24 protein-coding genes, 1 tRNA gene and 1 pseudogene are annotated in these 26,438 nt (G+C 33.3%); 15 read left to right on the top strand and 11 right to left on the bottom strand.

The features are described from left to right. Positions 1-76 precede the first annotated feature (76 nt). From ACFEL2_RS06135 to fdxA, 11 genes are all read left to right on the top strand, one after another. Positions 77-958: a glycine--tRNA ligase subunit alpha gene (locus tag ACFEL2_RS06135; RefSeq protein ID WP_341751870.1), complete on the top strand. Its 882-nt coding sequence runs from the start codon at positions 77-79 to the stop codon at positions 956-958. Beyond that, a complete protein-coding gene (gene glyS / locus ACFEL2_RS06140) occupies positions 955-2,994 on the top strand; it encodes a glycine--tRNA ligase subunit beta (RefSeq protein WP_375331781.1) in 2,040 nt (679 codons plus the stop codon). Before ACFEL2_RS06135 ends, glyS begins: the two co-directional genes overlap by 4 nt. Continuing rightward, positions 2,991-3,941, top strand: coding sequence for an L-threonylcarbamoyladenylate synthase (locus ACFEL2_RS06145; protein WP_375331782.1), 951 nt, complete (start codon positions 2,991-2,993; stop codon positions 3,939-3,941). The genes glyS and ACFEL2_RS06145 overlap by 4 nt, the downstream gene beginning before the upstream one ends. Before the next feature lie 361 nt (positions 3,942-4,302). Further along, positions 4,303-5,265, top strand: a complete 963-nt coding sequence (locus ACFEL2_RS06150) for an Rpn family recombination-promoting nuclease/putative transposase (RefSeq protein ID WP_375331783.1) — start codon at positions 4,303-4,305, stop codon at positions 5,263-5,265. A gap of 147 nt (positions 5,266-5,412) precedes the next feature. Beyond that, positions 5,413-6,324: a signal recognition particle-docking protein FtsY gene (ftsY, locus tag ACFEL2_RS06155; RefSeq protein WP_375331784.1), complete on the top strand. Its 912-nt coding sequence runs from the start codon at positions 5,413-5,415 to the stop codon at positions 6,322-6,324. A 279-nt stretch (positions 6,325-6,603) separates the two neighbouring features. Further along, positions 6,604-7,596, top strand: a complete 993-nt coding sequence (locus ACFEL2_RS06160; RefSeq protein ID WP_375331785.1) for a Fic family protein — start codon at positions 6,604-6,606, stop codon at positions 7,594-7,596. Between the two features lie 18 nt (positions 7,597-7,614). Then, complete coding sequence (locus tag ACFEL2_RS06165) at positions 7,615-8,823, top strand: CCA tRNA nucleotidyltransferase (RefSeq protein WP_375331786.1); 1,209 nt, start codon at positions 7,615-7,617, stop codon at positions 8,821-8,823. A gap of 284 nt (positions 8,824-9,107) precedes the next feature. Then, entirely contained in the window at positions 9,108-9,371 is a 264-nt protein-coding gene (locus ACFEL2_RS06170) for a hypothetical protein (RefSeq protein ID WP_375331787.1), read from the top strand. Positions 9,372-9,710: 339 nt separating this feature from the next. Then, positions 9,711-10,559 (top strand): metal ABC transporter substrate-binding protein, encoded by an 849-nt coding sequence (locus ACFEL2_RS06175; protein WP_375331788.1) that lies wholly within the window; start codon positions 9,711-9,713, stop codon positions 10,557-10,559. After that, the gene (locus ACFEL2_RS06180) at positions 10,544-11,245 is read left to right on the top strand and encodes a heme ABC transporter permease (protein WP_375331789.1); all 702 of its coding nucleotides are present in this window, start codon (positions 10,544-10,546) and stop codon (positions 11,243-11,245) included. Before ACFEL2_RS06175 ends, ACFEL2_RS06180 begins: the two co-directional genes overlap by 16 nt. Next, positions 11,242-11,562: a ferredoxin FdxA gene (gene fdxA / locus ACFEL2_RS06185; protein ID WP_341751859.1), complete on the top strand. Its 321-nt coding sequence runs from the start codon at positions 11,242-11,244 to the stop codon at positions 11,560-11,562. The genes ACFEL2_RS06180 and fdxA overlap by 4 nt, the downstream gene beginning before the upstream one ends. A 24-nt stretch (positions 11,563-11,586) precedes the next feature. Here fdxA and obgE read toward each other — a convergent pair whose 3' ends face one another. The 4 genes and pseudogenes from obgE to ACFEL2_RS06205 all read right to left on the bottom strand — a co-directional run bounded on the left by obgE (position 11,587) and on the right by ACFEL2_RS06205 (position 13,794). Then, positions 11,587-12,594, bottom strand: coding sequence for a GTPase ObgE (obgE, locus tag ACFEL2_RS06190; protein WP_341751858.1), 1,008 nt, complete (start codon positions 12,592-12,594; stop codon positions 11,587-11,589). 154 nt (positions 12,595-12,748) lie between these two features. Beyond that, entirely contained in the window at positions 12,749-13,126 is a 378-nt protein-coding gene (locus ACFEL2_RS06195; protein WP_375331790.1) for a transposase, read from the bottom strand. 232 nt (positions 13,127-13,358) lie between these two features. Continuing rightward, a pseudogene (locus ACFEL2_RS06200) lies at positions 13,359-13,691 on the bottom strand (transposase); the annotation flags it as partial. A 26-nt stretch (positions 13,692-13,717) separates the two neighbouring features. Then, a tRNA-Pro gene (locus ACFEL2_RS06205) sits at positions 13,718-13,794 on the bottom strand. A gap of 118 nt (positions 13,795-13,912) precedes the next feature. Between ACFEL2_RS06205 and trmD the strand changes: the two genes are divergently transcribed. Beyond that, a complete protein-coding gene (gene trmD / locus ACFEL2_RS06210; protein WP_375331791.1) occupies positions 13,913-14,614 on the top strand; it encodes a tRNA (guanosine(37)-N1)-methyltransferase TrmD in 702 nt (233 codons plus the stop codon). Positions 14,615-14,626: 12 nt separating this feature from the next. Continuing rightward, complete coding sequence (gene rplS / locus ACFEL2_RS06215) at positions 14,627-15,052, top strand: 50S ribosomal protein L19 (RefSeq protein WP_375331792.1); 426 nt, start codon at positions 14,627-14,629, stop codon at positions 15,050-15,052. Positions 15,053-15,063: 11 nt separating this feature from the next. On the opposite strand, the gene recN is transcribed toward rplS, so the two are convergent. The 4 genes from recN to rseP all read right to left on the bottom strand — a co-directional run bounded on the left by recN (position 15,064) and on the right by rseP (position 21,047). Then, positions 15,064-16,776 (bottom strand): DNA repair protein RecN, encoded by a 1,713-nt coding sequence (gene recN, locus ACFEL2_RS06220; protein WP_375331793.1) that lies wholly within the window; start codon positions 16,774-16,776, stop codon positions 15,064-15,066. A gap of 6 nt (positions 16,777-16,782) precedes the next feature. After that, complete coding sequence (locus tag ACFEL2_RS06225) at positions 16,783-17,541, bottom strand: outer membrane protein assembly factor BamD (RefSeq protein ID WP_375331794.1); 759 nt, start codon at positions 17,539-17,541, stop codon at positions 16,783-16,785. 81 nt (positions 17,542-17,622) lie between these two features. After that, positions 17,623-19,938, bottom strand: coding sequence for an outer membrane protein assembly factor BamA (gene bamA, locus ACFEL2_RS06230; protein ID WP_375331795.1), 2,316 nt, complete (start codon positions 19,936-19,938; stop codon positions 17,623-17,625). A 41-nt stretch (positions 19,939-19,979) separates the two neighbouring features. Continuing rightward, positions 19,980-21,047, bottom strand: a complete 1,068-nt coding sequence (gene rseP / locus ACFEL2_RS06235) for an RIP metalloprotease RseP (RefSeq protein ID WP_341751852.1) — start codon at positions 21,045-21,047, stop codon at positions 19,980-19,982. Between the two features lie 91 nt (positions 21,048-21,138). Here rseP and nusB point away from each other — a divergent pair, with 91 nt between their 5' ends. Then, positions 21,139-21,624, top strand: a complete 486-nt coding sequence (nusB, locus tag ACFEL2_RS06240; RefSeq protein ID WP_341751851.1) for a transcription antitermination factor NusB — start codon at positions 21,139-21,141, stop codon at positions 21,622-21,624. Further along, on the top strand, positions 21,614-22,312 hold the full coding sequence (locus tag ACFEL2_RS06245) for an RlmE family RNA methyltransferase (protein WP_375331796.1): 699 nt from the start codon (positions 21,614-21,616) through the stop codon (positions 22,310-22,312). The genes nusB and ACFEL2_RS06245 overlap by 11 nt, the downstream gene beginning before the upstream one ends. 36 nt (positions 22,313-22,348) lie before the next feature. Here the strand turns inward: ACFEL2_RS06245 and dnaJ are convergent, their stop codons facing one another. From dnaJ to ACFEL2_RS06260, 3 genes are all read right to left on the bottom strand, one after another. Then, complete coding sequence (dnaJ, locus tag ACFEL2_RS06250) at positions 22,349-23,476, bottom strand: molecular chaperone DnaJ (RefSeq protein ID WP_341751849.1); 1,128 nt, start codon at positions 23,474-23,476, stop codon at positions 22,349-22,351. A gap of 257 nt (positions 23,477-23,733) precedes the next feature. Beyond that, positions 23,734-25,623, bottom strand: coding sequence for a molecular chaperone DnaK (gene dnaK / locus ACFEL2_RS06255; protein WP_375331797.1), 1,890 nt, complete (start codon positions 25,621-25,623; stop codon positions 23,734-23,736). Positions 25,624-25,722: 99 nt separating this feature from the next. Beyond that, positions 25,723-26,346 (bottom strand): hypothetical protein, encoded by a 624-nt coding sequence (locus ACFEL2_RS06260; RefSeq protein WP_375331798.1) that lies wholly within the window; start codon positions 26,344-26,346, stop codon positions 25,723-25,725. Positions 26,347-26,438: the final 92 nt, after the last annotated feature.

Below are 26,438 nucleotides of genomic sequence, written 5' to 3' on the forward strand. Positions count from 1 at the left end.
TGGCATCGAAGGTGCAGGAAGTTCCCTAATTACAAAATAGGGTGTGTTCCTCTAAAAAATAAACAAATTTATCAATATGCAAAAATTATCATTTCAACAAATTATCTTGACCTTGCAAAATTACTGGCAAGATTATGGCTGTGCAATTTTGCAGCCATATGACGCTCATGTTGGAGCTGGTACTTTTCACCCTGCTACTGTACTACGAACTCTTGGTAAGAAACCTTGGTTTGTAGCTTATGTTCAACCTTCTCGGCGTCCTCATGATAGTAGATACGCTTTGCATCCTAATAGAATGCAGCATTATTACCAATTTCAGGTTATACTAAAACCCTCTCCTGATGATATACAAGAGCTATATTTAAAGAGTCTTGAATGTCTTGGTATAGATTTACAAAAACATGATATTAGGTTTGTTGAAGATGATTGGGAGTCTCCTAGTCTCGGTGCTGCTGGGCTTGGTTGGGAAATATGGTGTGACGGTATGGAAGTATCACAATTTACTTATATGCAACAAATTGGTGGTATTGATTGTCGTCCAGTGGCTGGTGAGATTACCTATGGTTTAGAACGTCTGGCACTTTATATACAAGGAATCAATGAGGTAAGAAATCTTGACTGGAATGGTCAAGTTGGAGAAAAGGCTTTAACCTATGGTGAAGTAGATTTTGCCGCTGAAAAACAATTTTCGAAGTTTAATTTAGAATTAGCTGACATAGCCATATTATCTCAGCATTTTATTGATAGTGAGAAACAATGTAATGAATTAATCGCTGCAGATTTACCTTTGCCAGCTTATGATTATTGTATTCAAGCTAGTCATCTTTTTAATCTGTTAAATGCCCGGGGGGTAATTAGTGTAACAGAGAGAGCATCTTACATACTCAGGATACGTAATTTGGCAAAAATGTGCTGTAATAAATGGTTAGAACTAGAAGATAAAGAAGAGTTAATATGAGTGAGTTATTATTAGAACTTTTTAGCGAAGAGATACCAGCTTTGATGCAGAAAAATGCAGCGGAAAGCTATAAAACCATATTTACGACAATCTTGCAAGAAAGCGAGCTAGTTGCTGATGTTCAGCTATATGTTGGATCTAGGAGAATTGCTGTACATATTACAAATTTACCAAAATCTATACTACCAAAAGAAATTACCATAAGAGGGCCAAAAGTTTCGGCAACGCAGCAGGCTATAGAAGGGTTTTGTCGATCAAATAATATTGAGCAAAATAAATTATCTACGCTATTAGTGCAAGGGCAATTATATTATATAATAGCAAAGAGTAGCATAGAAACCGATATACGAGTATTATTGCAAGAGATAATTCCTAAAGCAATTAGTAAGTATATTTGGTCAAAATCTATGTATTGGGGGAATTATGATATAAGTTGGATTAGACCGCTTAGGAATATTTTATGTATATTTGATGGAGAAATACTAGCCATTAAATATGGACATTTGACGGCAAATAATATTACCTTTGGACACAGATTTCTTAGTCCTGAACCGATTACTATAGACAGTTTTTCTGAATACCAGAATAAGCTGCGGGAGAGTAATGTCATTATTGACCAAGAAGAACGTAAGGAGATAATAAAAAGTCAGCTATCAAAAATAGCCAATACACTTAATTTAGTTATCAAAGATGATGAGAAATTATTAGAAGAAGTAACAGGACTAGTAGAATTGCCAGTTGTTATGGCGGGTAAAATACCTGAGATATTTTTGCAGTTACCTAGTGAAGTACTAGTTAGCTCAATGCGTACCCATCAGAAGTATTTTAGTACTTTTGACCAAGCTGGTAATTTTGCCCCTTATTTTCTCTTTGTTAGTAATATGCGACATGATCAAAATGTTATAATAAGTGGTAACGAAAAAGTACTAGCTGCTAGACTCTCTGATGCATTATATTTTTATCAGCAGGATTTATCTAATAGTTTAGAATCAAAATTGCCAAAGCTTGAGCAGATAACTTTCCATGCAAAGCTTGGCAGTATCAAACAAAAAACAGAGAGAATTGATGATATTTGTAATTATCTAATGCCAGGAAATCAGGATTTGCAAGTAGCAGCTAAACTTTGTAAAAGTGACCTAACAACTGAAATGGTGGGAGAATTCCCTGAACTGCAAGGTATTATGGGATATTATTACGCCAAAGCCGAAGGGTTAAATGATCAGATTGCCTTGGCAATAAGAGATCATTATAAACCACAAGGACCATCAGATAATTTGCCAATGGGAAATAGTGCAATATTGGCGATTGCTGATAAACTGGATAGTTTAGTAGGTTTGATATTAATAGGAGAAGAGCCAAATGGTTCAAGAGACCCTTACTCGCTCAGACGGCAAGCATTAGGTATTATTAGGATAATTTTAGCTAATAAGTTAAATATTGATATTAAGGAATTAGTTGCGTATGTAGTTCACTTATATCAAACTATGTTTGAAGACGTAAAGGGAGGAGGGCATGATAGTGGGCTAAATAAAACTAGTCAGATAATTTTAGAGTTCTTAGAAGAACGAGCCAAATATTATTTTAAAAATCACTATGACATATCGTTAATTAATGCGGTGCTTGATTTTGATATTGAAAGAGATTTAGTGATTAGCGAAATAAAGCTCGGTGCTTTACAAAAGTTTCTCGCTGGAGTGGATGGTGAAAATTTATTAACTATTTACAAAAGAGCAAATAATATACTAGAAGGTAGTAATATAGAAGGAGAAGTTGATCAAAAGGCTTTTATTTCACAATATGAACAACAATTATTTTTATCATTAGGAGTTATTTCTAAGCAAATTGATAGTTCTATTGTAGAAAAAGATTTTACTAAAACTCTTAGCCTGTTACTAGAAATATTAAAACCTGTCAATGAGTTTTTTGATAATGTTATGGTCAAAGATCAAGATCGTAACATTGCCAATAATCGTTTATTGTTGCTCAGAATGGTTACCCAATTATTTGATAAATTAGCAAAATTTAGTTTCTTATGACTGATACATTAAAGCAGGCTGCCAAATTCATAAAACTTGGTAATGTAGTAGCTTTTCCAACAGAAACAGTATATGGACTTGGGGCAGATGCTAGTAATGAGCAAGCTTGCCAGAAGATTTTTAAGATAAAAAAGCGTCCAAGCATAAATCCTCTAATTGTTCATGTAGCAACTATGAGCCAAGCTAAAACTATAGGGGAATTTAATGCAGATGCTCTTAAGTTAAGTAATATCTTTTGGCCAGGACCTTTATCGATTGTTGTACCATTAAAAAGTGGGGCAAATATAGCGGAATCAGTATTAGCTGGGATGACAACGGTTGCACTCCGTATACCATCACATAATATTGCTTTGGAGCTAATAAGAAAGTCAGGTACTCCGATAGCAGCCCCTAGTGCTAACCCATCAGGTTATATTAGTAGCACGACTTTACAGCATGTACAGGAACATTTTGCAAATGACCAAGATATTTTTATTTTAGAGGATAATTTAAATGATTGTAAGTGTCAATATGGTATAGAATCAACCATAGTAGATAGTACTACTAATAACTTAACTATTTTGCGAGATGGTTTTATTACGTTGGAAGCGTTAGAGAAGGCCATTGGTAAGAAACTAGATAAAACATCCAGCTTGATGCAAATTAAAGCTCCGGGGATGATGAATAAACACTACTCGCCAAGAGTTAAAGTAAGATTGAATGCAGAGAGTTTAGAAGCTAATGAGGTAGGGCTTAATTTTGCCGATAGTAAGCTAGAGGGTAATTTTTCGCTTAATTTAAGTTTAACTGGTGATTTAATTGAAACAGCTAGCAACTTATTTGCCAGTCTTAGAATATTGGATAATTATGCAGAATTAAATGGATTAGCAATTGCCGTTGCCTCTATCCCAGAGGTTGGTATTGGCGTTGCAATCAATGATCGACTTAAAAGAGCGGCGGTAAAATGACATCTATATTTACTAAATTAAAGCAGGTATTAGTTAATAGTTCAAATAAAATATCTTCCCGACTTCCGCAATTTTTGAGAAAGCCCGAGGTTGGAAGGGGCATGGATATAAAGGTCATGTGTTACTAGGCACAACAAGCCGCGATGCTGCAAATGTAATAGATACAATGGTAATGAGCGAATGAAACTATCAATTAACTCATCCCCACCAAATTTACTAATAAAAGAGCAATTAAAATCAATTTATTGCAAGCTTTTTAGTAAAGAAGATGGTAAAATAAGCGTAGAAGATTCAGCTCAAATGGTCTAATGACTCAGATAAATAATGGTGATATTTAGTAACAATTAAGAGGTTATGTTATATGTTTTTATCAAAGTTTCTTGATCCTAAAAATGATTTTTGTTTTCGTAAAATCTTTGGTACGGAAAAGAACAAAGATATACTTGTACATTTTTTAAACGATGTTCTTAAGTGTAAAGAAAATGAGCAAATAATTGAGGTGACGTTTTTACCAACTATCCAAGACCCTGATATTGCTATTTACAGAAAGTCTATTGTTGATGTGTTATGTAAAGATCAACACGGTAATCAATTCATAGTAGAGATGCAGGTAAGCAAGCATCCAGGATTTGAAAAAAGAGCCCAATATTATGCAGCTAAAGCATATTCTCAGCAGAGACTTGAGGAAGATGAGAAACACAAGAAACTGGCAGTATACGCCAAATTAAAAGGAGTAATATTTTTAGCAATAGCGGATTTTGTGATGTTTAGCGATAGAAAACATTGGAAATCAGAACATCGTATTTTAGAGACAGAGACCTATGCTCATGATTTAAAAGATTTTTACTTTGTTTTTTTAGAGCTTGAGAAATTTAAAAAAACTATAGATGAGCTAAAAACTATTGAAGAGAAGTGGATGTATTTTTTTAAGCATGCAGGAGATAGTAAATTAACATTAACAGAAATAGAGCATTTAATAGGTAAGGATGAAATTATTAGAAGAGCCTTTGAGGCTGTAGACCAAGCTAGCTGGTCAGAGGCAGAACTTAACACCTATGAGCAAATGACCAAAGCTCGTCTTGATAATTTAGCGGTAGAACAGCAACAAATTGAAGATGCTGAAGCTAGAGGTGAAGCTAAAGGTAAAGCTAAAGGTAAAGCTGAAGGTAAAGCTGAAGGTAAAGCTGAGGGTAAAGCTGAGGGTAAAGCTGAAGAAAAAATAGATATAGCAAAAAAAATGTTGGATAAAAGAAAGCCAATGGATGAAATCATTGAATTTACCGGGTTAACTATTGAAGAAATAGAACAGTTGAAAGAAGAATAAGCAGATGAGCAAATAATGTTGTGCCTAAAAATCTGTAACCCTCATGTCCATGCCCCTTCCAACCTTTGACCTTATCAAAAACTGCGGAAGTCGGGAGGTTGGTATTGGCGTTGCAATCAATGATCGACTTAAAAGAGCGGCGGTAAAATGACATCTATATTTACTAAATTAAAGCAGGTATTAGTTAATAGTTCAAATAAAATATCTTCGGGCATTGACCAGATATTTTATAAAAAAAAACTAGATGAGCAAACTTTAAATGAATTAGAGGAGTTGTTAATATCTGCAGATATCACAGCCTCTGTGGCAATAGAGCTGGTCGATAAACTAAGAGATATCAAATTTGATAAAGAAGTAAGTGGTTTGGTAATCAAAGAACAGCTAGCTGACATTATCGGGCAATTATTGGTAAAAACTAGCAAGCCTTTTGAATTGTATGATAAAGAGCTTAATGTTATCCTAGTTTGCGGTGTTAATGGGTCAGGGAAAACTACGACAATAGGCAAGCTAGCCAGCATTTATCGTAGACAGGGGAAAAAAGTAGCAATTGCTGCTTGTGATACATTTAGGGCTGCTGCTGTTAGTCAATTATCTAGTTGGGCTGATAAAAGTGGTTCAATGTTTATTACTGGTGAAGAATCAGCTGAGCCTGCTAGTGTTGCTTATCTTGCTATGCAGTATTCAATAAAAAATGATGTTGATATATTATTTATTGATACAGCTGGAAGGTTACATAACAAGAAGAATTTGATGGAAGAACTTGCCAAAATTGTTAGGGTTATTAAGAAGATTGATGATACAGCTCCTCACCATAGTATATTAGTAATTGATGCGACCACTGGACAGAATATATATAACCAAGTTGAACAATTTGCTGCTATTGCTAACATAACAAGTCTGATAGTCACTAAATTAGACGGTACGGCAAAAGCTGGTGTAGTGGTAGGAGTCGTACAAAAATTCGCCTTACCAGTATGTTTTTTAGGGGTAGGTGAGAAGGTAGACGATCTAAAACCGTTTGATCCGGCAGAATTTGCTAATAGTTTAGTAGGGAATTAATTAGTCAATCCGTCAGAAATGCTGTAGACGTAAGAGATAATACATGTTCGTGGTTAAAACCAAAGAACAATGTTTGTCATTCCTGCGTAGGCAGGAATCTAAAATTGTTCCTAAAAAAACCCGAGATATTATAGATTCCTGCCTACGCAGGAATGACATCCTTTGCACTTAAATATACTAGATGTTATATTCTAGACTTTTGACGGAGCGACTAATTATTAAATATAGATGATAAAATAATTGTTGAAAAGCATTAAGTGATACTTTATATTTTACTATATGAAATATGACCTACTAGACAACAAAAAAAAGCAACTGGATAAAATCAGACCATTAACTCCAGAGTTGGTTAAAAACTTGGAGCAGTGGTTTAAGGTAGAGTTGACTTATACCAGTAATGCTATTGAGGGTAATACTCTCTCGCGTTTGGAAACTGCTGTGGTAATTGAAAAAGGCTTAACAGTTGGTGGAAAATCGTTAGTAGAACATCTTGAGGCAAGAAATCATGCACAAGCTTTGGACTTAATCCATGAAATACAGCAAAAGAAAATTTGTGAAATTACTGAAAACGATATTTTATCAATTCATGCTCTTATCCTAAAGGGTATCGATGATCATAATGCTGGATATTATAGGCAAGTAACAGTACGTATTTCAGGTTCAAGGGTAATAATGCCAAATCCAGTAAAAGTACCAAACTTGATGGCAGATTTCATTGCATGGCTAAACTCATCTAAAGATATGCATCCTGTAGCACTTGCAGGAGAAGCACATTATCGACTAGTAACTATCCATCCTTTCTCAGACGCGAATGGTCGAACAGCACGATTATTGATGAATTTAATTCTAATAATGGCAGGCTATCCACCGGCTATTATTAGACTACAAGAGAGATTACCTTATGTAACATCTCTAGAAACTGCACAACTTGGTGGTTCAAAAGAAGCCTATGAAAAGATTATATTTAATGCAGTCAATCGTTCTCTTGATATTTATCTTAAAGCAGCAAACTCTGTAAACTCTTCAGATGTAGTATTATCAGAGAAATTATTAAGAATTGGTAAGCTTGCAAAAGCTGTCAGTGAAACTGTGTCAACAATTCGTTTTTGGACTAAGGAAGGCTTGCTTGAAATTGCTGATGTTACTAAATCACGCTATCAGCTTTACTCATCTGAAATGATTGAACAATGTATAGAAATTCAACGATTAAAGAAACAAAAGCTAACACTGAATGAAATCAAGAATATGCTTGTAAATAATGACATAAAATAAAAATAAGGTGTTTTTATAATGTACATTGTAAAAAAAGAATTATCTATCCAATCACGCTATTACAAAGAAATTTTGTCAATAATTAAACTAGGTGGCGGAGTAGCAAGGATTGTCGGCGGAGCTGTTCGGGATGCTATTCTTGGTGTTGTTAACTACGACATTGATATAGCAACCAATTTATTACCAGAGCAAGTAACAGATATTTTATCAACAGCCAATATTAATGTTATCCCAACTGGTATAAAATATGGCACAGTTACGGCTTTATTAAATAATGAGAAATTTGAGATTACTACACTTAGAAAAGATATAAAATGTGATGGTCGGCACACAGAAGTTATTTTTACTGATGATTTTATGGAGGATGCTACTAGAAGAGATTTTACTATTAATGCACTAAGCTATTGTCCATTTGAGCATAAAATTTATGATTATTTTGGTGGAATAGATGATTTACGAGAATCTAAGGTAATATTTATCGGACAGCCATTTGAACGAATTGAAGAAGATTTTTTACGTATTTTACGATTCTTCCGTTTTTCCTGTTATTATGCAAGACAGTTAGATCATAATGGGCTAGATGCTTGTATTAAATTACGAGAAAATCTTAAATTATTATCAAAAGAACGGATAAAATGGGAGGTGGACAAGTTGATTATCTCAGATAATAGTCCTAATATTTTGCAGCAAATGTTTGATAATGGCATATTGCAAATAATATTACCAGTTAGTAAATTTGATAAAAAACATTTGATGGAAGCAATTAATTTCGGTTCTTTAGAGCCTTACACTAGGTATTCACTTTTATTTTACCACATAAAGAACTTACCATTAAGTGATTTATTAAATTTAAAATTTTCTCGGCAAATCGCCCTCAAAATCATTACTATACTTAGATTTGTTAATAAAGAAATCAACGAATTTACATTACGAGAAATTTGGTGGGAAACGGCTGATTATCCTGATGATTATCTGCAATATATCATTACTTTAGTATCATTAGGTAAATTAAATAGAGATATAGCAAATAAATTTCTAGATGCATACCAATCTAAACCCCGACCAATATTTCCAATAAATGGGCATGACTTGCAGAAATTAAATATTCATGGTAAAGCTATTGGCACAGTGATAGGTAAATTAAAGAAATCTTGGATTGCCAGTGATTTTACACTTAATAAACATCAATTACTTGAATTAGTTATTTCCGACAGCAGGGCAATTTAAAAGTCATAATTAATAGTTGCTATAAATGTAAACCCAACCACCATCGATGTCATTCTTAGCAACGGCGGGAATCCATAATACTTAATAGTCTTGTAGGTTTATTTTTTTAGATTCCCGCCTACGCGGGAATGACATCGAGTGCATATTAAGCACTTCTTCCTTTATCTATTAGGCTTGCAGCCCGACTTTTAAATTACCCTGTCCGACAGCCTCCTAGGCTCTATTGATAAAATAATATAATTATTGTATAGTAAATTCCTAAGGTACTAAATTAGGAAAATATTATGAATCAAAATCAACAAGTGAAAGTAATAGGTAGTAACGGTCAACTATCGCTTGGCAAAGTATTTGCAGGACAAATGGTATTAATCGAACAATTAGATAATGGCACATGGATCATTAAAACAGGAAAATTTGTTCCAACCTCAGAAAAATGGTTATCTCAAGGAGATACTTTAACTAAACTAGATAAAGCATTATCGTGGGCAGAAAGCAATAAACCAAAAGATAACTTACAAGAAATTGTTGAGAAAATTGAACATGTCTAAAATAAAAATAGATATGAATAATATAGAATTTCAAAAAGATTTGTTTGCTCTTGAAAAAAATAATCAATTAGCATTATAACCAAAGAACAATGTTTGTCATTCCTGCGTAAGCAGGAATCTAAAATTGTTCCTAAAAAGACCCGAGCTATTATAGATTCCTGCCTACGCAGGAATGACAACTTTTGCATTTAAATATAGTAGATGTTATATTATAGACTTTTGACGGAGCAACTAAATAATTCCCAAAGTAGAATAGTATATACTCAAATCATTTGAGTATACTTGGAAAAAACAAAACATCCAAGGCATTGAAAAATAACGGTGAAAATTAAGAAAAAAATGAAAATTAATATTAGTGCTAGCATTTTTATTGCTATAATTATGATATTACTTAGTCAGGTATCTTTTGCTAACGTAGGTAGGATAAAAATTGTTACTAGCATAACTCCACTAGCAAGCATTATAGCGATGTTAGTGAAAGAGCAAGCAGAAATTGTTGCCATTGCCAATAACAATGATTGCCCACATCACTATAATTTGAGACCTAGTGATCTCAAAAAAGTCAAAGATGCAGATATTGTATTTTATATAGATGAGCAATTTGATGGCTTTGCTGGCAAATTAATGAATGGTCATAGTAAAAACGTCATTAAAATTAGTAATTTTAATAGGCTAAAAATTATTAGTAATGACTCATATAGTAATTGGCATATTTGGCTTGATTTAGATAATGTAAAAATACTATTGGAACAATTATCTCAGATATTATCTCAACGATTTCCTGAGATTAGTTCAGCTGTTTACCAAAATTTTGAAGAGGCAAAAAAACAAATAGATGATCTTGCGAAAATCAAACATCAAAGATTAGCGTCTTTAACAGATGTGATCTTGCTTAGTGATAGTTTAGAATATTTTTTTGATAATAGCCAAAAAAGAGTTGCAAAATTATATAGCTCTGATCAAAAGAGTCTCAAATATATTAGTAATCTTGAGCATTTATTAGCTATGTCCCATAGTAAATGTTTATTGCTAAGTCTTGATCAAGATGTTGCTCTTTATAAAAATTTTAAAGTAGAAGTAGTGGCAATTGCAAGTGAGAATTGGCAAGTGACTAACATCAATAGTGATTTATTTTATAATCAATATTTAAAAATAATTAATCAAATATCTAAATGTTTAAATTACTAAACCCTTATTTTTTTAGTAAGTTAGTACGAACCATGCTACCATTATTGCTAGTTGCAATGTTGGTAACAATGGGGGTGGGGTTATATCAAGCTTTGATAGTCTCACCACCAGATTACCAACAAGGTGATATGGTCAGGATTATGTATGTTCATGTACCAGCTTCTTGGATGGCACTAGGGATTTACACATTCATAGCTATTTGTAGTTTGTCTAACCTAGTGTGGAAGACTAAAATGTCGTTCTTAATGGCAGTGGCCAGTAGCCCTATTGGTGCAGTTTTTTGCCTGATTAGTATGGTGACGGGGGCATTATGGGGAAAGCCTATTTGGGGGACTTGGTGGGTTTGGGATGCTAGACTTACCTCAATGTTCGTACTATTCTTGCTCTATTTAAGTTATATCGTGGTGGTAAATAGTGGTGATAGGATAAGCCGTACTGAAAGACCAGCTTCGGTGATTGCTCTGATTGGTTTTATCAATGTTCCTATAGTAAAATTTTCGGTAAATATTTGGTATAGTTTACACCAGCCAGCAAGTGTTTTACGGCTAGGTAGTCCGACAATTGATAATTCTATGTTATTGCCCTTAGTGCTAATGTTGATCAGTGCTATACTATATTTTTTATTAGTATTGGGTTTGAGAGCTTGCGTTTTAATCACCAAGTTCAAGGAGTATGACAATTTATGACTTATGTTGTTACCGACGAATGTGTAAAATGTAAATATACTGATTGTGTAGAAGTATGTCCTGTCGATTGCTTCTATGAAGGGGAGTTAATGTTGGTAATTAATCCTGATGAATGTATTGATTGTGGAGTGTGTGAGATTGAGTGTCCGGTTAAAGCTATTAAGCCAGAGTCAGAACAGCTGATTGATTGGATAGAGAGAGCTAAATTTTTCTCAAGCATTTGGCCAAATATTGCCGTTAGAAAACCAGCCCTACCGGATGCAGATAAATATCGGGATGAGAAAAATAAGTTTGAAAAATATATGGAAGGGAGCTAATTTGGGATAAGAATTAACTAATTCTTATCTCAAATTGGGAGGATTTGTATTTTTTACGTTTTCAAGAGCTTTTTTAATTACCCTATTTAATCCAGTTCTTGTATAGCTAGACACTACAAAAATTTCCTCACTAGTAATTTTTTGCAATTCTATAATTTTGTCTTTAATTTCTTCTTCTAACAAAACATCGCACTTATTCAAACAAATTATTTCGAGCTTACTTTTTAATAAGTTCGAATATGATTCAAGCTCGTTCCTAATAGTTCTATAATCAGCAATCAAATTATCACTTGTTGCTGATATCAAATGAATCAATAAATTACATCTCTCAATATGTTTTAGGAACTTATCACCGAGTCCATGTCCTAAGTGAGCTCCTTCTATTAAGCCTGGGATATCAGCTATCACAAATTCTTCATCATCTACATAAACCACACCAAGATTAGGGCTTAGTGTGGTAAATGGATAATCAGCAATTTTAGGTTTTGCTGATGTCGTGGTTGCAAGAAAAGTCGATTTTCCTGCATTAGGTAAACCTATAAGACCAACATCTGAAAGTAGTTTGAGTTGTAAATTTACCCACATCTCTTCTCCAACAACACCTTCAGTCCTACGTCGCGGAGCTTGATTGGTAGATGACTTAAAATGGCTATTACCAAGCCCGCCTTTGCCTCCCTTAAGAATTTCAAAAGTTTGTTCATCGGAAGTGAAATCATATAGTAGAACATCGCCATTTTCTGAGAATATTTGTGTTCCTACTGGTACTTCTAAGAGTAAAGCAGGTTTAGACTTCCCACTACGGTTTGAGCCTTTACCATTCTCACCATTTTCTGCTTTAAAATGCAGTTTATGCCTAAAATTTACTAAAGTATTAAGATGAGAATTGCACTTAAAAATAATGCTACCACCACGACCACCATCACCGCCATCAGGTCCACCCATATCAATATATTTTTCTCGATGAAAACTAATCACCCCATCACCACCATCACCGGCTTTTAAGTATATTTTAGCTTCATCGATAAAATTCATAATATATTATTGTAAGTTATAAACTTGATATTTATAGTCAATTGATGAGAATTTAGTGACTGAGTACACTTTGGCATCAGTATACCATAATATTGCTGTCATGTAAAACACTCCTTTGTCTATATCCAATCAGGGCAGTTTAAAAATTCTAACTTTAAGTTGAGAATAATTTAAATAACCTATGTCTATAATTGTTAAAATTTTCTCTAGTTTCAGTAATTTTGTTTGAAAATAGAGCTATTATAGAAAGAGTTGTTGTCCTCAATAATGACATTATTAACGGAGCTTCTCCAATACTAATAGTTGACTTATCTTCTTCAAAAACCTTATCTTTTATCCAGTTTAAATTATTTTCGCATGACCAATGACTTCTGTTAAATTTTAACAATTCTTCTGGACTAGACTTTTTCTCTAAGCTAGTAATCATTAATACATTCTCTGTTTCTACAACCATTAGCCTTGTTCTTCTTTTCTCTTTTTCGGGTAATTTTGCATATTTGCTTGATATGCCATTTAAATATCCAAATGGCATTCAATTATCTCGATTTTTCTTCTTTCTATTCTCCCATGCTGTAAATCTATATTCTCTGCAAAACTCTTAATTTCCTGACCTTCTGCCTGTATTTTTCAAATGTTTGTGTACTATGGTAATGTAAATTAGCTTCATTAGCTTTAAGAGTAAGCTCAAATTTTCCACCTTGTTCAACAATTTTTTCACATATAGCTTCATGAGTAAAGGATGCATCTGAGAGTTTGTCCGCAAACTAAGTAATAGAAATAAATATCCTACGAAGAAGTAATCGACTCATAGCCAAAAAAATTATATTTTCACTAGAATCAGTAAGAAAATCATATTCATTGGAGAGCCTTCTTTATCCAGGCAAAGTTTCTCTCAACAACCCATCGCCTTGGCTGTACTTTAAACCCAACTTCTCTTGTTGGCAATAGTTCTGATGGTGTACTTTCTGGTATCCAAAATTTGCACGCTGGTCGTTTAACAATTTCTAAATCTATGTTATACTTTTCCTAATGAGACCCTTTAAATCTTTAGACTGATACCCCATATCAGCCCACATTTGTTTAATAGTAAAGGAGGTATTAAATGTTAGATATAATAAGAAAGTGGTCGGAGCAGAGAGATTTGAACTCCCGACCCTTTGGTCCCAAACCAAATGCGCTACCAGGCTGCGCCATGCTCCGAAAAATAAATGATGAAGATTAACAATAAAGTGTTAGTGGATTCATATTGCCTAATTATATAAACTATAATATAAGTCAAATCAATTTTTTTATTTTAAAATTTCATCATATTTATTAAATGTCTTCATTACATGCATCAATATTAACCATATTTCCAGAAATGTTCCCTGGATTTTTGCAATATTCTCTTGCAGGGCAAGCCTTAGAAAAGGGTATTTGGTCTTATAATGTGGTTAATATAAAAGATTTTGGATTAACTCGGCATAAAAATGTTGATGATGAGCCTTATGGTGGTGGTAACGGACTGATAATGCGTCCAGATGTGGTGGGTAGTTGTATAGAGCATGTTTTGTCTTCAAATCCTAATGCCAAAATATATTATCCCTCACCAAGAGGAAAGCTATTTAACCAAAATATTGCTCGTGAAATTATACAAGAAAAGCAAATAATAATTTTATGTGGTCGCTTTGAAGGGGTTGACGAACGTGTAATTGAAGAGTATAATATGACGGAAATTAGTATAGGGGATTATATTTTATCTGGTGGTGAGGTGGCAGCTCTTGCTATTCTTGATTGCTTGATTAGATTACTTCCGAATGTATTACTGAATCAAGACACATTGCAATCAGAATCTTTTGAGGAAAATGGAGAGTTCTTTGGATTGCTTGAATGTCCTCTATATACGAGACCGGCAAAATGGAAAGGCAGAGAAGTTCCGGGTGTTTTGTTGTCTGGTAATCATCAGTTAATTAAAGATTGGAAAAGTAATCAGTCTATGGAGATTACAAAAAAACGTAGACCGGATTTATTAATTTTATAGGAGTTTAAGGTAATGAATATTATTGAAGAGTTTGAACAACAGCAAATTCTAAAACTAACGGAAAATAAAAAGATTCCTGACTTTAAAGCAGGGGATACTGTAAAGGTTACTGTAAAAATAATTGATCGAGCAGTTGAAAAAGATGGTAAGGAAAAATTACTAGAAAGATTTCAAATGTATGAAGGCGTAGTAATTGCTAGAAGAAATAGGGGTGTTGCATCTTCTTTTGTAGTTCGTAAGGTCAGTCATGGTGAAGGTGTGGAAAGACGATTTATGATTTTCTCACCAATTGTACATGCGATTGAAGTTGTTAAATATGGTGTAGTACGTCGTGCTAAACTATATTATTTAAGAAATCTAAGTGGTAAAGCAGCTAGAATTAAAGAAAAACTTCAAGTAAATCCTAATAAAGTAATTAAGAAAAAGGTGGTTGCTTAAGGGAAGGGCGGCTAAGGATGTAGAAGCTCTTTAGCTGCCTTCAAACTCGCATCGGTAATGGATTTACCTGAGATCATGCGAGCAAGTTCAGCTTGCCTCTCTTGAAGATTTAGATTTTTTATAGTAATTTTAGTACTTTCATTCAATTGTAGCTTGTTAACGACAATATGCTGATCTGCCTTACCTGCCACTTGCGGTTGGTGAGTAACTGCGATAACTTGGGCAATAGAGCTAAGATTTTTTAGTTTTTCTCCTACTTTATCGGCTACGATACCACCAATTCCCGTATCTATTTCATCAAAAATAATAGTTTCCTTAAGTAGTTTATCAAAAAGACAAGTTTTTAGTGCTAACATAAATCTTGATAATTCACCACCAGAAGCAATTTTATCAATAGGAGCAAGTTGCATACCAGGGTTAGTTGAGGCAACGAAACGCACATTATCGATACCATTATCTGATACCCTACATAACATTACTTGAGAAGTATCCCTGTCTTCCAAAAAATGTTTATTGTCAGTTTGGTTTGCAATATTATCCTTAGGTACTATTTCTACTTTAAAAATTGCCTTTTCCATTTTAAGTTGTTCAAGCTCTTTTTGCATAGCTAACTCTAGGTTTTTGGCTACTTTAGAACGCTGATTCGATAAATCTTCAGCTAGTTCAAAATATTTTTTATGACCAGCTAGCTTATTAATATCTAGGATTTTAACGTTATTAATTTTATCCTTCAGGGCATTTAATTGTTGGGCAGAATTGTCAACAAATTCAGGTATTTTATCGCAAGAAATATTATATTTTCGTGCTATGTCACGAATTTTAAACAGCCTTTCTTCCACTTCATCTAAGTTAAATTCATTTGTATCGAAGTTATTAATAATGTTTTGTAATTTTATACGTGCTTCTTCTAGACTATTATAACAATCATCTAAATTTAATGAAATAGAGGCAAATTCTTCATTTTCCTGTAAGTTACGGGCTATTAAACGTTGAACATTAGTAATGGACTTATTAATTTCAGGAGTTTCAAGATGTGATAATATATCTTGAGTTACTTGTATTTCTTTATCACGATTTTGTAAACTGCGTCTTATAGTGGTAAGTTTTTCTTCTTCTCCTACTTGATAGTCAAGAGTTTTTAATTCCTTGGTTACAAAATTTAAATAATCTATCTCTCGTTCTATAGTATCTTTATCTTTTGTGACTTTATTGATTTCTTTAGTAGTTGCTTGTAAAATATTGAAATGCTCGGATAATTCAGCTCTTAAACCTAGAAGGTTTCCATAATCGTCTAGAATATTAATATGGGAGGAGGGGGTAAGAAGGGTAGTAGGGCTATTTTGTCCATGAAGTTCAAATAAATAATCTGCTACTTGTTGCAAGGTATTTACTGTCACCGCTTGATCATTTATAAGAAATTTTTTGCGGTTACCAGATTTTTGGATACGTTTTATTAGTAATTCTTGGTCACATTCAATATTAAATTGTTCCAAAAGCTTTTTTAAATCATTATTGAGAGTAAATGTTGTAGCAACCGTACAATAATCGCATCCATGTTTTATTACATTATCAGAGAATTTGTTACCTAAAGAGAACAAAATTGCATCTAGCAAAATAGACTTACCAGCTCCTGTTTCGCCGGTAATCACACATAGTCCTTTTTCAAACTCTATGTCCAATTCGTCTATCAAAATAAAATTCTTTACCGAAAGACTTTGTAACATTAGGTTTCATTCTTTTAAAGAGTTCTTAATTAATGAGTAGCAATATTTATACCAGTTACTATCTGGATAGTTGTGACCAAGTACGGCAGCATATTTCTTTGCTTCAATCTTAAGTCCCAACATTAAATAACTTTCTACTAAACGATAAAGTGCTTCTGGTATATGTGATGTAGTTTGGTAATTATCCACAATAAGCTGAAATCTATTGATAGCAGCTATCGGGTTATTTCTACTGAGATAATAACGACCTACATCCATTTCCTTACCGGCTAAATGATCATTTACTAAATCAATTTTTAAAGATGCATCAATTGAATATTTTGTTTTAGGGAAAAGTTTTATAACATCTTCAAAACTTTCTTTAGCTAAAAGGGTTCTTGATTGATCAAGCTGTACATTTGAGATTTGCATATAATACGATAATGCCTTTAGGTAATACGCATATGCAATATCTTCATGCATTGGATGAAGCTTAATAAAAGTATCAAGTACATCTACCGCTTCCTCATACTGACATGCTAAAAATAAAGAATAGGCTTGCATTAACTCAGCTTGAGGAGTCATTTTATTACCAGGATCTTGATAGAAAATCCTAGAAAATTCTTCAGCAGCTTTCAAATATTTTTGTTTTTCCAGTAAAACAATGCCATTATTGTATAATTCAGGAGCTGGAACAATTAAATCTTCATCTATCTTCTTAGTTTTACAGCTAGATAAAGCTAAGCAGGTAGTGATGGTATAAAATAATAATTTTGTTAATTTCATATAGAGCTTACAAGTTTTTTTAAATTTAATCTCTTAATTATATAGGATTTTACTATATTATATCGAACTCATGTTACAATATTAAAAGTGTGTAGAAAACTTTAGATGGAAAAGTTGCTTTTCATCATAAGGTTTCTTTTTAATTGGCCAAGCCCAATCCATTCTGATAGGGGCAAAGCGAGTAACCCATATAAAACCCACCCCAACAGAAGCACGAAGTGATTTATCATTATAAAAACTATCAGATTTATAAATACTTTTAGAATTTAATCCTACACCCCAAAGACTACCAGCATCCATAAAAACAGCTCCTGTTAAATTAAAATCTTCTGGTAAACCAGTTGGAAAGTTGAGTTCTGTTGAAAATGTATAATATTTTTCTCCGCCAAGACCTTCATTTGTTGTTTTTTCTCTAGGACCTATTCCACTAGCAGCAAATCCTCTAAGGCTATAATCACCCAAATTAAACCGATCAGAAATTCTTACAGTTTTACCTCCTACACCCATAATATCACCGACACTACTTGAAAGTTTTAAAGTGAATTTATTATTGATAAAAGATTTAAAATATTTACCGTCTAGTTCATGTTTTAAATATTTATTATTACCCCCGACACCAGCAAATTCCTGAGTGCCGCTAATAACATAACCATTTTTAGGAATAATACTACTATCAAGCTGATTATAAGTGATAGTATGTCCGATGGCTGATGTGATGAATTTTCCCATCTGTTCAGTTAAGAATATAGAGCTTGAATTACCTGGAGAGCTTAATACATCTCTCTTAAGAGTATAGTCAATTTCATGTCTTAAGTCTTCCGCGATATCATAACCAAGAGAAGGTTTGAGTCCTATAGATTTTAACGTATAATTTTGATCTCCTTGTGAAAGAAATGAAGTCCCACGACCGCTATAATTATTGAAAACATTAAAACCTAGCGATACATCTTTATCAAGAAAATGAGGTTCGGTTATGCCACCATAGTAACTAATACTCTTTTTTCCTACTTGTACTCCAGCATTTAACACTTTTCCAGTACCAATTAAATTACGTTCCAAAAATGATATACGTCCAAATGGACCTCCCGCTGTGTTATAGCCAGCATCAAAACTAATTGAAGATGTTGATTTTTCCTCAACGTCAATATTAATATCATATTTGTCTTTTCGTGTTGTTGGTGTAACGCTAATAAGTACTTTTTCAAAATAATCCAAATTGCGTAGATTCTGATGACCTTTTTCTATATAAGAACGGTTAAATATATCTCCTTCAGAAATTTTAAATTCTCGTCTAATAACTTTATCTTCAGTTTTTAGATTATTTGTAATATTAATTTGATTAATAAATACTTTTTCTGCCTTATCTATAACAAATTTAATATCAGCAGTATTATCAGGGTTTTTACTACTTATATCAGGATAAACATTAATTCCTGGATAACCTTTACTTGCAAAATGTGAAGAGATTTTATTTGCTATTTTATTTAAACTATTAATATTAAATGTATCACCCGACTTAACATTAATATATTTTTTAATTTCATTTATATCAATATTAGGTAATTTATTGTCAATAGTAATGTTGCCAAAATTATATTTTGCCCCTTCTTCAATAGAGTAAGTGATAGTAAAATATTCTTTGGTTGGATTGAGTTCTGCTGTAACAGAAATAACACGAAAATCGGCAAATCCTACTGACTGATAGAATTCCTTTAACAATTCTTTATCATACTCTAGGCGGTCTGGATCGTAGGTATCATTTGTTTCTAAAAAGTTAAACCATTTTGACTGTTTTGTTAGGATAACAGATTGTAGTTCTGTACTACGGTAATTATTATTTCCACTGAAATAGATTTTTTTAACAGTTGTTTTAGGTCCTTCTGCAATATCAAAAGTAACTTTTACTCTGTCATTCTCAAGTCTCTCAATTTTTGGCGTTACGGTTGTAGAAAAACGACCTGAACGTTTGTATATCTCTTTAATTTTTTCCACATCTAATTGGATTTTAGCTGGACTCATTGATTCACCAGACATGGTAAGCAATTCTTTTGATAATGAGGATGTTTTGATTTTAGAATTACCTGTAAACACTACTTTAGTAATAAACGGAGTTTCTGATACAGTAACTATCAAATTACCACCATTGACTAGTGTAATACTTATATTGTCAAACAAAGACGTTGAGTAAAGGTTTTTGATTGCTTCATCTCCTTTGGATGTATTATATTCTTCTCCTACTTGAAGCTTTAAGTAATTTTCAATAGTCGATTTTTCGATTATTTTATTACCTTGAATAGTTATTTTTTTAATATACTCAGCCGATAAAGCTGATGTATTATATAAAACAGTTGTTGCCAAAATAGCTAGTTTAATAGTTGATTTGAAGTTTGTTTTCACAAGAACCTTCTTTTGTTTGGTTTTATAAGTCATACTGAAATTTAAAATACTAAGTTTTTTATATCATTTGACAAGGAAATTACAATAAGAAAAATAATTATCCCCATACCTAATCTTAGTATAGCATTTTTTATTGCCCCACTAAGTGTTTTTCTAAAAATTATTTGATATATTATAAATACTAAATGTCCACCATCTAGAACTGGAATCGGTAGCAAATTAAGTAGACCTAGATTAATTGATATCATGGCAACAAATAGAGCAAAATTTGCTACCCCTTGTTCTAAAGATTTTCCTGATTCCTTGGCAATGGTAATTGGTCCACCAATTTCATTTAGCGATCTTGTTCCCATTAGCATTTGTCCAAAGTGTCTTAAAATTAAACCTGAGATATAAACAACATCTACAGAACCTTGATATATACTTTGGAAAATATTCATTTTAATGTAAATAGGTTCATTCTTAGCAATAACTCCTATATAAGGTCTTTTTATCTCAGGTTGATTATCCAGTTTTTGACTAATCTCTTTTGGAGTTATAACAATATCAATAATCTCATCATGCCTTTCAACTAAAAGATTGATGGGTTTAGTTCCGCTCATGAATATATTTCTCTGTAAATCGACAAAACTATCAATTTTATTAGTGCCAATCATAATAACTTTATCATTTTCTCTAAGCCCAGCTAATTCAGCAGGTGAATTGACCGCTACTTCACCAATTATAGGAGGTATTTCTACTTGACCATGAGAAAAATAAATAGTTGTGAATATGAGAATGGCTAACAAGTAATTAGCTATAGGTCCAGCAGCTATAATTAAGAATTGAACCCAAAGAGGCTTGCTAAGAAAAGTGAGTGGTCTATTATCCTGAGTATTTTTAAGTGTTGCAGGGTCAAATCCATAAATTTTAACGTAACCGCCGAAGGGTAGGGTGCAAATTTTCCATTTTACGCCATCTTTGTCTATTTTAGAGAAGAGTTCCTTACCAAAACCTATCGAGAATTCCTCAACCTTTACTCCAAATATTTTAGCTATGTAATAATGACCAAACTCATGAATAAAGACTAATAAGCTGATTGTTAGAATAAATCCGAATATTGATAACATACAACTCATTATTTTTTAAATAGGTTTACTAAATTATGCTTTTTTGCTATAGCTAATAGATTAAATATGTTACCAATACATCAAAGTTTTTATGACCTCAACCAAGATTAGTACCAAAACGATAGCACGTATTGCTGCGGTACAGGCAATTTATCAGTATAAACCGGAGAGTCCTGATCAAAACATAGATCGGATCATGCAACAAATTGTTCAATTCTATCAAGATGAACGAGTAGCTAATGATTTAAACAAACCAATAAAAGTGAAGTTAAGTATAAGTTATTTTGAATTGTTAGTAAAGTCTGTAGTTCTAAATTTATCTCAAATTGATAAGATGATATCAAGGCATTTGACATCGGAATGGCAAATTACTAGCTTACCTGTTCTGCTTCTTGCTCTTTTGCGTGTGGCAATTTGTGAATTACAATTTTTTCCAAATGTTCCAAGTAAAGTGGTAATTAATGAATTCACCGACATTACAAGTGATATGTTGAATGAAAATGAGGTTGGCTTTGTTAATTCTGTATTGGATAGAATTGCTAAAAAAACTAGCGAGAACATGTGTCATGACATCTAATATATTAGGATTTAGAGGTAAATTTGTTGCCGTTAAAACTGCAAAAAAGCGTAAAAATTCGTCAAAACAGTGGCTTGCGCGGCAATTAAATGATCCATATGTTTCTAAAGCAAAGCTTGATGGTTATAGATCTAGATCAGCTTATAAGTTGCTGGAAATCCATGAAAAATTTAATCTGTTAAAACCAGGGATGAAATTAGTTGATTTAGGTGCTGCACCAGGTGGCTGGAGTCAGGTTGCTGCCAAAATCATTAAATCTGATGAGTCGGGGAGTAATAATAGCATGATAGTTGCAGTTGATTTGCTTGAAATTGAGCCAATTATTGGTGTGCATTGTCTGCAAAAAGACTTTTATGCTAAAGGTACTGAAGAGGTTATCATAAAAATGTTAGATGGTAGTGCTGATATTGTAATGAGTGATATGGCTGCGAACACAACAGGTCATGCGACAACTGATCACATTCGGACTCTTGACTTATGTGAGCATGCGATTGACTTTGCCTTAAAAATTTTAAGACCGGGTGGGCATTTTATTGCTAAAATTTTTCGAGGTGGTACGGAGAATAATGTGCTAAACAGAGTTAAGCTTAATTTTCATAAGGTCAAGCATTTTAAACCGTCTTCTAGTCGTAAAGAGTCAGTAGAGGTTTATTTAATTGCTTTAAATAAGAAATCTGAAGACAGTTAAGGAAAAACTTGATTATCGAGTAAAATGGATAAAATTTCATGACCATAAGTTTTTCATTTTATTAAAAAAACTAGCATCATCCTCATCTTTGTCGCTTGTAAATTCTTTATCCAGCAATTCTAGTAATTCTTTTTGTTTTTTATTAAGATTCTTTGGTATCTCAATATGTATGTGAGCAAACATATCACCTCTAATGCTTGATCTAACCTTAGACATACCTTTGCCTTTTAACCTAAGTTGTTCGCCATTTTGTGTGCCAGCGGGTATTTGTAATTTTACCTTACCGCCTTCTATATCGGGAACTTCTACTTCTCCACCTAAAACAGCTTTAATAAAACTAATAGGTAGTCTACAATGCAAATTAATTCCATCAACTTTATAGAGGTCATGCGGTTTAATAGTAACAAAAATATACAAATCCCCGTTATTTCCTCCTCGCACTCCGGCATCTCCTTCACCAGTAAGCCTTATTCTAGTACCTTCTTCAATACCAGCTGGAATATTTACTAATAAATTTCTATGTTGTGAGTAACGCCCCTGACCATGACATTTTTTGCATGGATTTTTAATTATTTGTCCTGCACCTTGGCATTTTGCACAAGTTTGTTCTAATGTAAAGAAGCCTTGTTGTCTTCTAGTAACCCCTTGTCCTGCACAAGCGTCACATTTGGTCATTCCGGCATTACTTTCTGACCCGTTGCCGTTACATGTTTGGCATTTTACTTCACTGGTAAAACTAATATTTTTGTCGATACCACGAAATGCTTCTTGCAAAGTAACTGTGATATCATATTTTAGATCTGAACCTCTAATATTAGTTGATGGTCGTTGTCTTCTTGTCCCGCTGCCCATAAAATCATTAAAAAACTCACCAAATATATCATTTATATCAGGTCCACTATTGTTATGTCTTCCAGCTGACGATGCTCCACCTGAATTCTGAAAGGCGTCATGTCCAAAACGATCATAGGCAGCTCTTTTTTGTTCATCTTTTAGGATATCATAAGCACTGCTTATTTCCTTGAACTTTTTTTCTGCTTGTTTATCCTGTGTATTACGGTCAGGATGATATTGCATCGCCAATTTATGATAAGCTTTTTTTAGCTCTTCCTGGGTAGCAGTTTTACTAACCCCAAGTATTTGGTAATAATCTTTTGTCGACATAATTAAGTATATCTTATTTTAAATTTTACTTTTAGCTAACTCGAATAGCGTTACTCGTCATTGCGAGGAGTCACTTTAGCGGCAACGAAGCAATCTACATTCATTAGTAGACTTACTGCATAAGTCAATCTAGTTGGTGATTTTGTCGTCGAAACTCGCCTCCGCTCCTCACGTACGTCTGTGTACGCGAAGGTAGCCGGCTTCGTTTCTCCTAAAAATCCCTCAACTATCTTTGATTTATGCAGCAAGTCTAGTAATTACTTATTGCTTACATCCTCGTAATTAGCATCAACTACTTTATCGTCATTACTTGCTTCAGATTCCGCATTATTATCGTCGCCTGACGGAGATTTATACATAGCTTCTCCTATTTTCATACTACTAGCCATAAGAGCATCAGTTTTTGCTTTAATTTCTTCAAGATTATCTGACTCTAAAGCTGCTTTTAACTCTGTTATGCTATTTTCTACTTCTTGTTTATCACTAGCTGATATTTTACTATCGTGTTCTTTTATAGTTTTTTCAGTTGAATAAATTAAGCTATCAGCACTATTTCTAGACTCAATTAATTCACGACGCTTTTTATCATCCTCAGCGTTTTTCTCAGCATCTTTTACCATTTGTTCAATTTCTGTATCACTAAGACCTCCAGAAGCTTGAATAGTTACTTTTTGTTCCTTACCACTAGCTTTATCCTTGGCAGAAACATGAACTATACCATTAACGTCTATATCAAAAGTTACTTCAATTTGCGGTAATCCTCGTGGTGCAGGCGGAATGCCATCAAGATTAAATTGACCAAGTATCTTATTATCAGATGCCATTTCCCGTTCACCTTGGAATACCCTAATCGTTACAACATGCTGGTTATCATCAGCAGTAGAGAATACCTGACTCTTTTTAGTCGGTATAGTAGTATTACGATCAATCAGCCTAGTAAATACCCCACCAAGAGTTTCAATACCTAAAGATAAAGGGGTAACATCTAGCAATAATATATCAGTAACTTCTTTATTTAACACTCCTCCCTGAATAGCAGCACCTAGAGCCACGACTTCATCAGGGTTAACTCCTCTATGTGGTTCACGACCAAAGAATTCCTTTACTTTCTCAATAACTTTTGGCATTCTAGTCATACCACCAACAAGTACTACTTCTTGAATATCCGAAGCTTTTAGCCCAGCATCTTTTAAAGCTTTCTTACATGGTTCTATTGTATCATCAATTAACGTTGCCACTAAGGATTCTAATTTCGCCCTAGTAAATTTTATATTTAAATGCTTAGGACCCGAGCTATCAGCCGTAATATATGGCAAATTAACATCAGTTTGAGCTACAGAGGATAATTCTTTTTTAGCTTTTTCCGCAGCTTCCTTCAGACGTTGTAAAGCTAAAGGATCTTTGCGTAAATCCATACCACTTTCTTTCTTAAACTCATCAATTAAATAATCTAGAATTCTCGAATCAAAATCTTCTCCGCCAAGGAAAGTATTACCGTTGGTAGATTTAACTTCAAATACACCGTTACCTATCTCTAAAATTGATACATCGAACGTACCACCACCAAGATCATAAACTGCAATTATTTTGCTCTCAGCTTTATCAAAACCATATGCTAAAGCGGCTGCTGTTGGTTCATTGATTATCCTTAATACTTCCAAACCAGCAATTTTACCAGCATCTTTGGTTGCTTGACGCTGTGCATCATTAAAATATGCCGGTACAGTAATGACTGCTTGCGTTACCTTCTCACCAAGATAATTCTCGGCTGTTTCTTTCATTTTTTGTAGAATATAAGCACTAATCTGACTAGGAGAATATTTTTCTCCTTTAACTTCAACCCAAGCATCACCATTAGCAGCTTTTACTATTTGGTATGGGACAAGGTCTTGATCTCTCCTGACCATAGGATCAGAGAAATTTCTACCTATCAATCTTTTAATACCATATAAAGTATTTTTTGGGTTGGTTACAGCCTGACGTTTTGCTGGATCGCCAATTAATTTTTCACCGTCATTACCAAATCCTACCATTGAAGGAGTAGTCCTAACTCCTTCAGCATTTGCTATAACTCTTGGTTCTTTTCCTTCCATTACCGCGACGCAAGAATTTGTTGTTCCTAAATCTATACCTATGATCTTTGCCATATACACTCCTAATCCCAATTTAATAAATCAACTTGATAAGTTTTGATATAGTGTCTTCTCGTCAATTTTACAAGAGGTCGCTGTGAAAAAAAAGTTATATCATGTCCTTATCGCCGGAGCAGAACATTTGGACGAGTCACCTATTTCACTTTGTACATTTCTACGATTTTGAATACCCCTAATTCTCTCTTTATTAGAATTTTCTCTTACCTCGATTAATCCTTGTATAAGATATTTTAATCTAGAACTTTCAGTATAAAGGATCATATGTTTAAAAAACTTGGTATATTTACCTACTAGCTTATTACCACCATTCCAATACATATCCTCAATCATCGACATCTCGTTAGGTTTTAACTTATCCCAAGACTTGCCATAAATATTTTTTAGCTCTAGGCGATTAACAGCACTCTTACGATTATATATCATTCGAGATTGTTGTATTGTAATAGCTTTATCGCCATTATAAACTTTGTCAAATGATAAAGAACCTTGGAATATTGTCTGCCACACAATTTTTGCTCTTGGATTATCCATGTTAAAGCCTATCCCTATAGTGTTGTATCCCTTAATGTCTTTATATACTTGTAATATTTCATTTTCATTACCTTTAATAAAAATAAATACCATTTCTTGGTAAAATTGTAGATGTTTTGGGTCAGAAAGATTTAATCCATATAATTTATCCCGTAATTCAGCGGCAAATTTTATACTCACTACCATAAATTTAACTATTATTATCTTGAAAAGATTATTAATAACATGTTTTTAGCTAGCACTAAGTGTTCTAGTAAAAAAAATCATTGACGAGACAA

It is taken from the genome of Candidatus Tisiphia endosymbiont of Temnostethus pusillus, from assembly GCF_964264675.1.
Lineage (GTDB): Bacteria > Pseudomonadota > Alphaproteobacteria > Rickettsiales > Rickettsiaceae > Tisiphia.

Bases quoted from the DNA above. Each gene is read 5' to 3' on its own strand.
- ACFEL2_RS06135 (WP_341751870.1), top strand. From the start codon at position 77: ATGCAAAAATTATCATTTCAACAAATTATCTTGACCTTGCAAAATTAC.
- glyS (WP_375331781.1), top strand. From the start codon at position 955: ATGAGTGAGTTATTATTAGAACTTTTTAGCGAAGAGATACCAGCTTTG.
- ACFEL2_RS06145 (WP_375331782.1), top strand. From the start codon at position 2,991: ATGACTGATACATTAAAGCAGGCTGCCAAATTCATAAAACTTGGTAAT.
- ACFEL2_RS06150 (WP_375331783.1), top strand. From the start codon at position 4,303: ATGTTTTTATCAAAGTTTCTTGATCCTAAAAATGATTTTTGTTTTCGT.
- ftsY (WP_375331784.1), top strand. From the start codon at position 5,413: ATGACATCTATATTTACTAAATTAAAGCAGGTATTAGTTAATAGTTCA.
- ACFEL2_RS06160 (WP_375331785.1), top strand. From the start codon at position 6,604: ATGAAATATGACCTACTAGACAACAAAAAAAAGCAACTGGATAAAATC.
- ACFEL2_RS06165 (WP_375331786.1), top strand. From the start codon at position 7,615: ATGTACATTGTAAAAAAAGAATTATCTATCCAATCACGCTATTACAAA.
- ACFEL2_RS06170 (WP_375331787.1), top strand. From the start codon at position 9,108: ATGAATCAAAATCAACAAGTGAAAGTAATAGGTAGTAACGGTCAACTA.
- ACFEL2_RS06175 (WP_375331788.1), top strand. From the start codon at position 9,711: ATGAAAATTAATATTAGTGCTAGCATTTTTATTGCTATAATTATGATA.
- ACFEL2_RS06180 (WP_375331789.1), top strand. From the start codon at position 10,544: ATGTTTAAATTACTAAACCCTTATTTTTTTAGTAAGTTAGTACGAACC.
- fdxA (WP_341751859.1), top strand. From the start codon at position 11,242: ATGACTTATGTTGTTACCGACGAATGTGTAAAATGTAAATATACTGAT.
- obgE (WP_341751858.1), bottom strand. From the start codon at position 12,594: ATGAATTTTATCGATGAAGCTAAAATATACTTAAAAGCCGGTGATGGT.
- ACFEL2_RS06195 (WP_375331790.1), bottom strand. From the start codon at position 13,126: ATGCCATTTGGATATTTAAATGGCATATCAAGCAAATATGCAAAATTA.
- trmD (WP_375331791.1), top strand. From the start codon at position 13,913: ATGTCTTCATTACATGCATCAATATTAACCATATTTCCAGAAATGTTC.
- rplS (WP_375331792.1), top strand. From the start codon at position 14,627: ATGAATATTATTGAAGAGTTTGAACAACAGCAAATTCTAAAACTAACG.
- recN (WP_375331793.1), bottom strand. From the start codon at position 16,776: ATGTTACAAAGTCTTTCGGTAAAGAATTTTATTTTGATAGACGAATTG.
- ACFEL2_RS06225 (WP_375331794.1), bottom strand. From the start codon at position 17,541: ATGAAATTAACAAAATTATTATTTTATACCATCACTACCTGCTTAGCT.
- rseP (WP_341751852.1), bottom strand. From the start codon at position 21,047: ATGTTATCAATATTCGGATTTATTCTAACAATCAGCTTATTAGTCTTT.
- nusB (WP_341751851.1), top strand. From the start codon at position 21,139: ATGACCTCAACCAAGATTAGTACCAAAACGATAGCACGTATTGCTGCG.
- ACFEL2_RS06245 (WP_375331796.1), top strand. From the start codon at position 21,614: ATGACATCTAATATATTAGGATTTAGAGGTAAATTTGTTGCCGTTAAA.
- dnaJ (WP_341751849.1), bottom strand. From the start codon at position 23,476: ATGTCGACAAAAGATTATTACCAAATACTTGGGGTTAGTAAAACTGCT.
- dnaK (WP_375331797.1), bottom strand. From the start codon at position 25,623: ATGGCAAAGATCATAGGTATAGATTTAGGAACAACAAATTCTTGCGTC.
- ACFEL2_RS06260 (WP_375331798.1), bottom strand. From the start codon at position 26,346: ATGGTAGTGAGTATAAAATTTGCCGCTGAATTACGGGATAAATTATAT.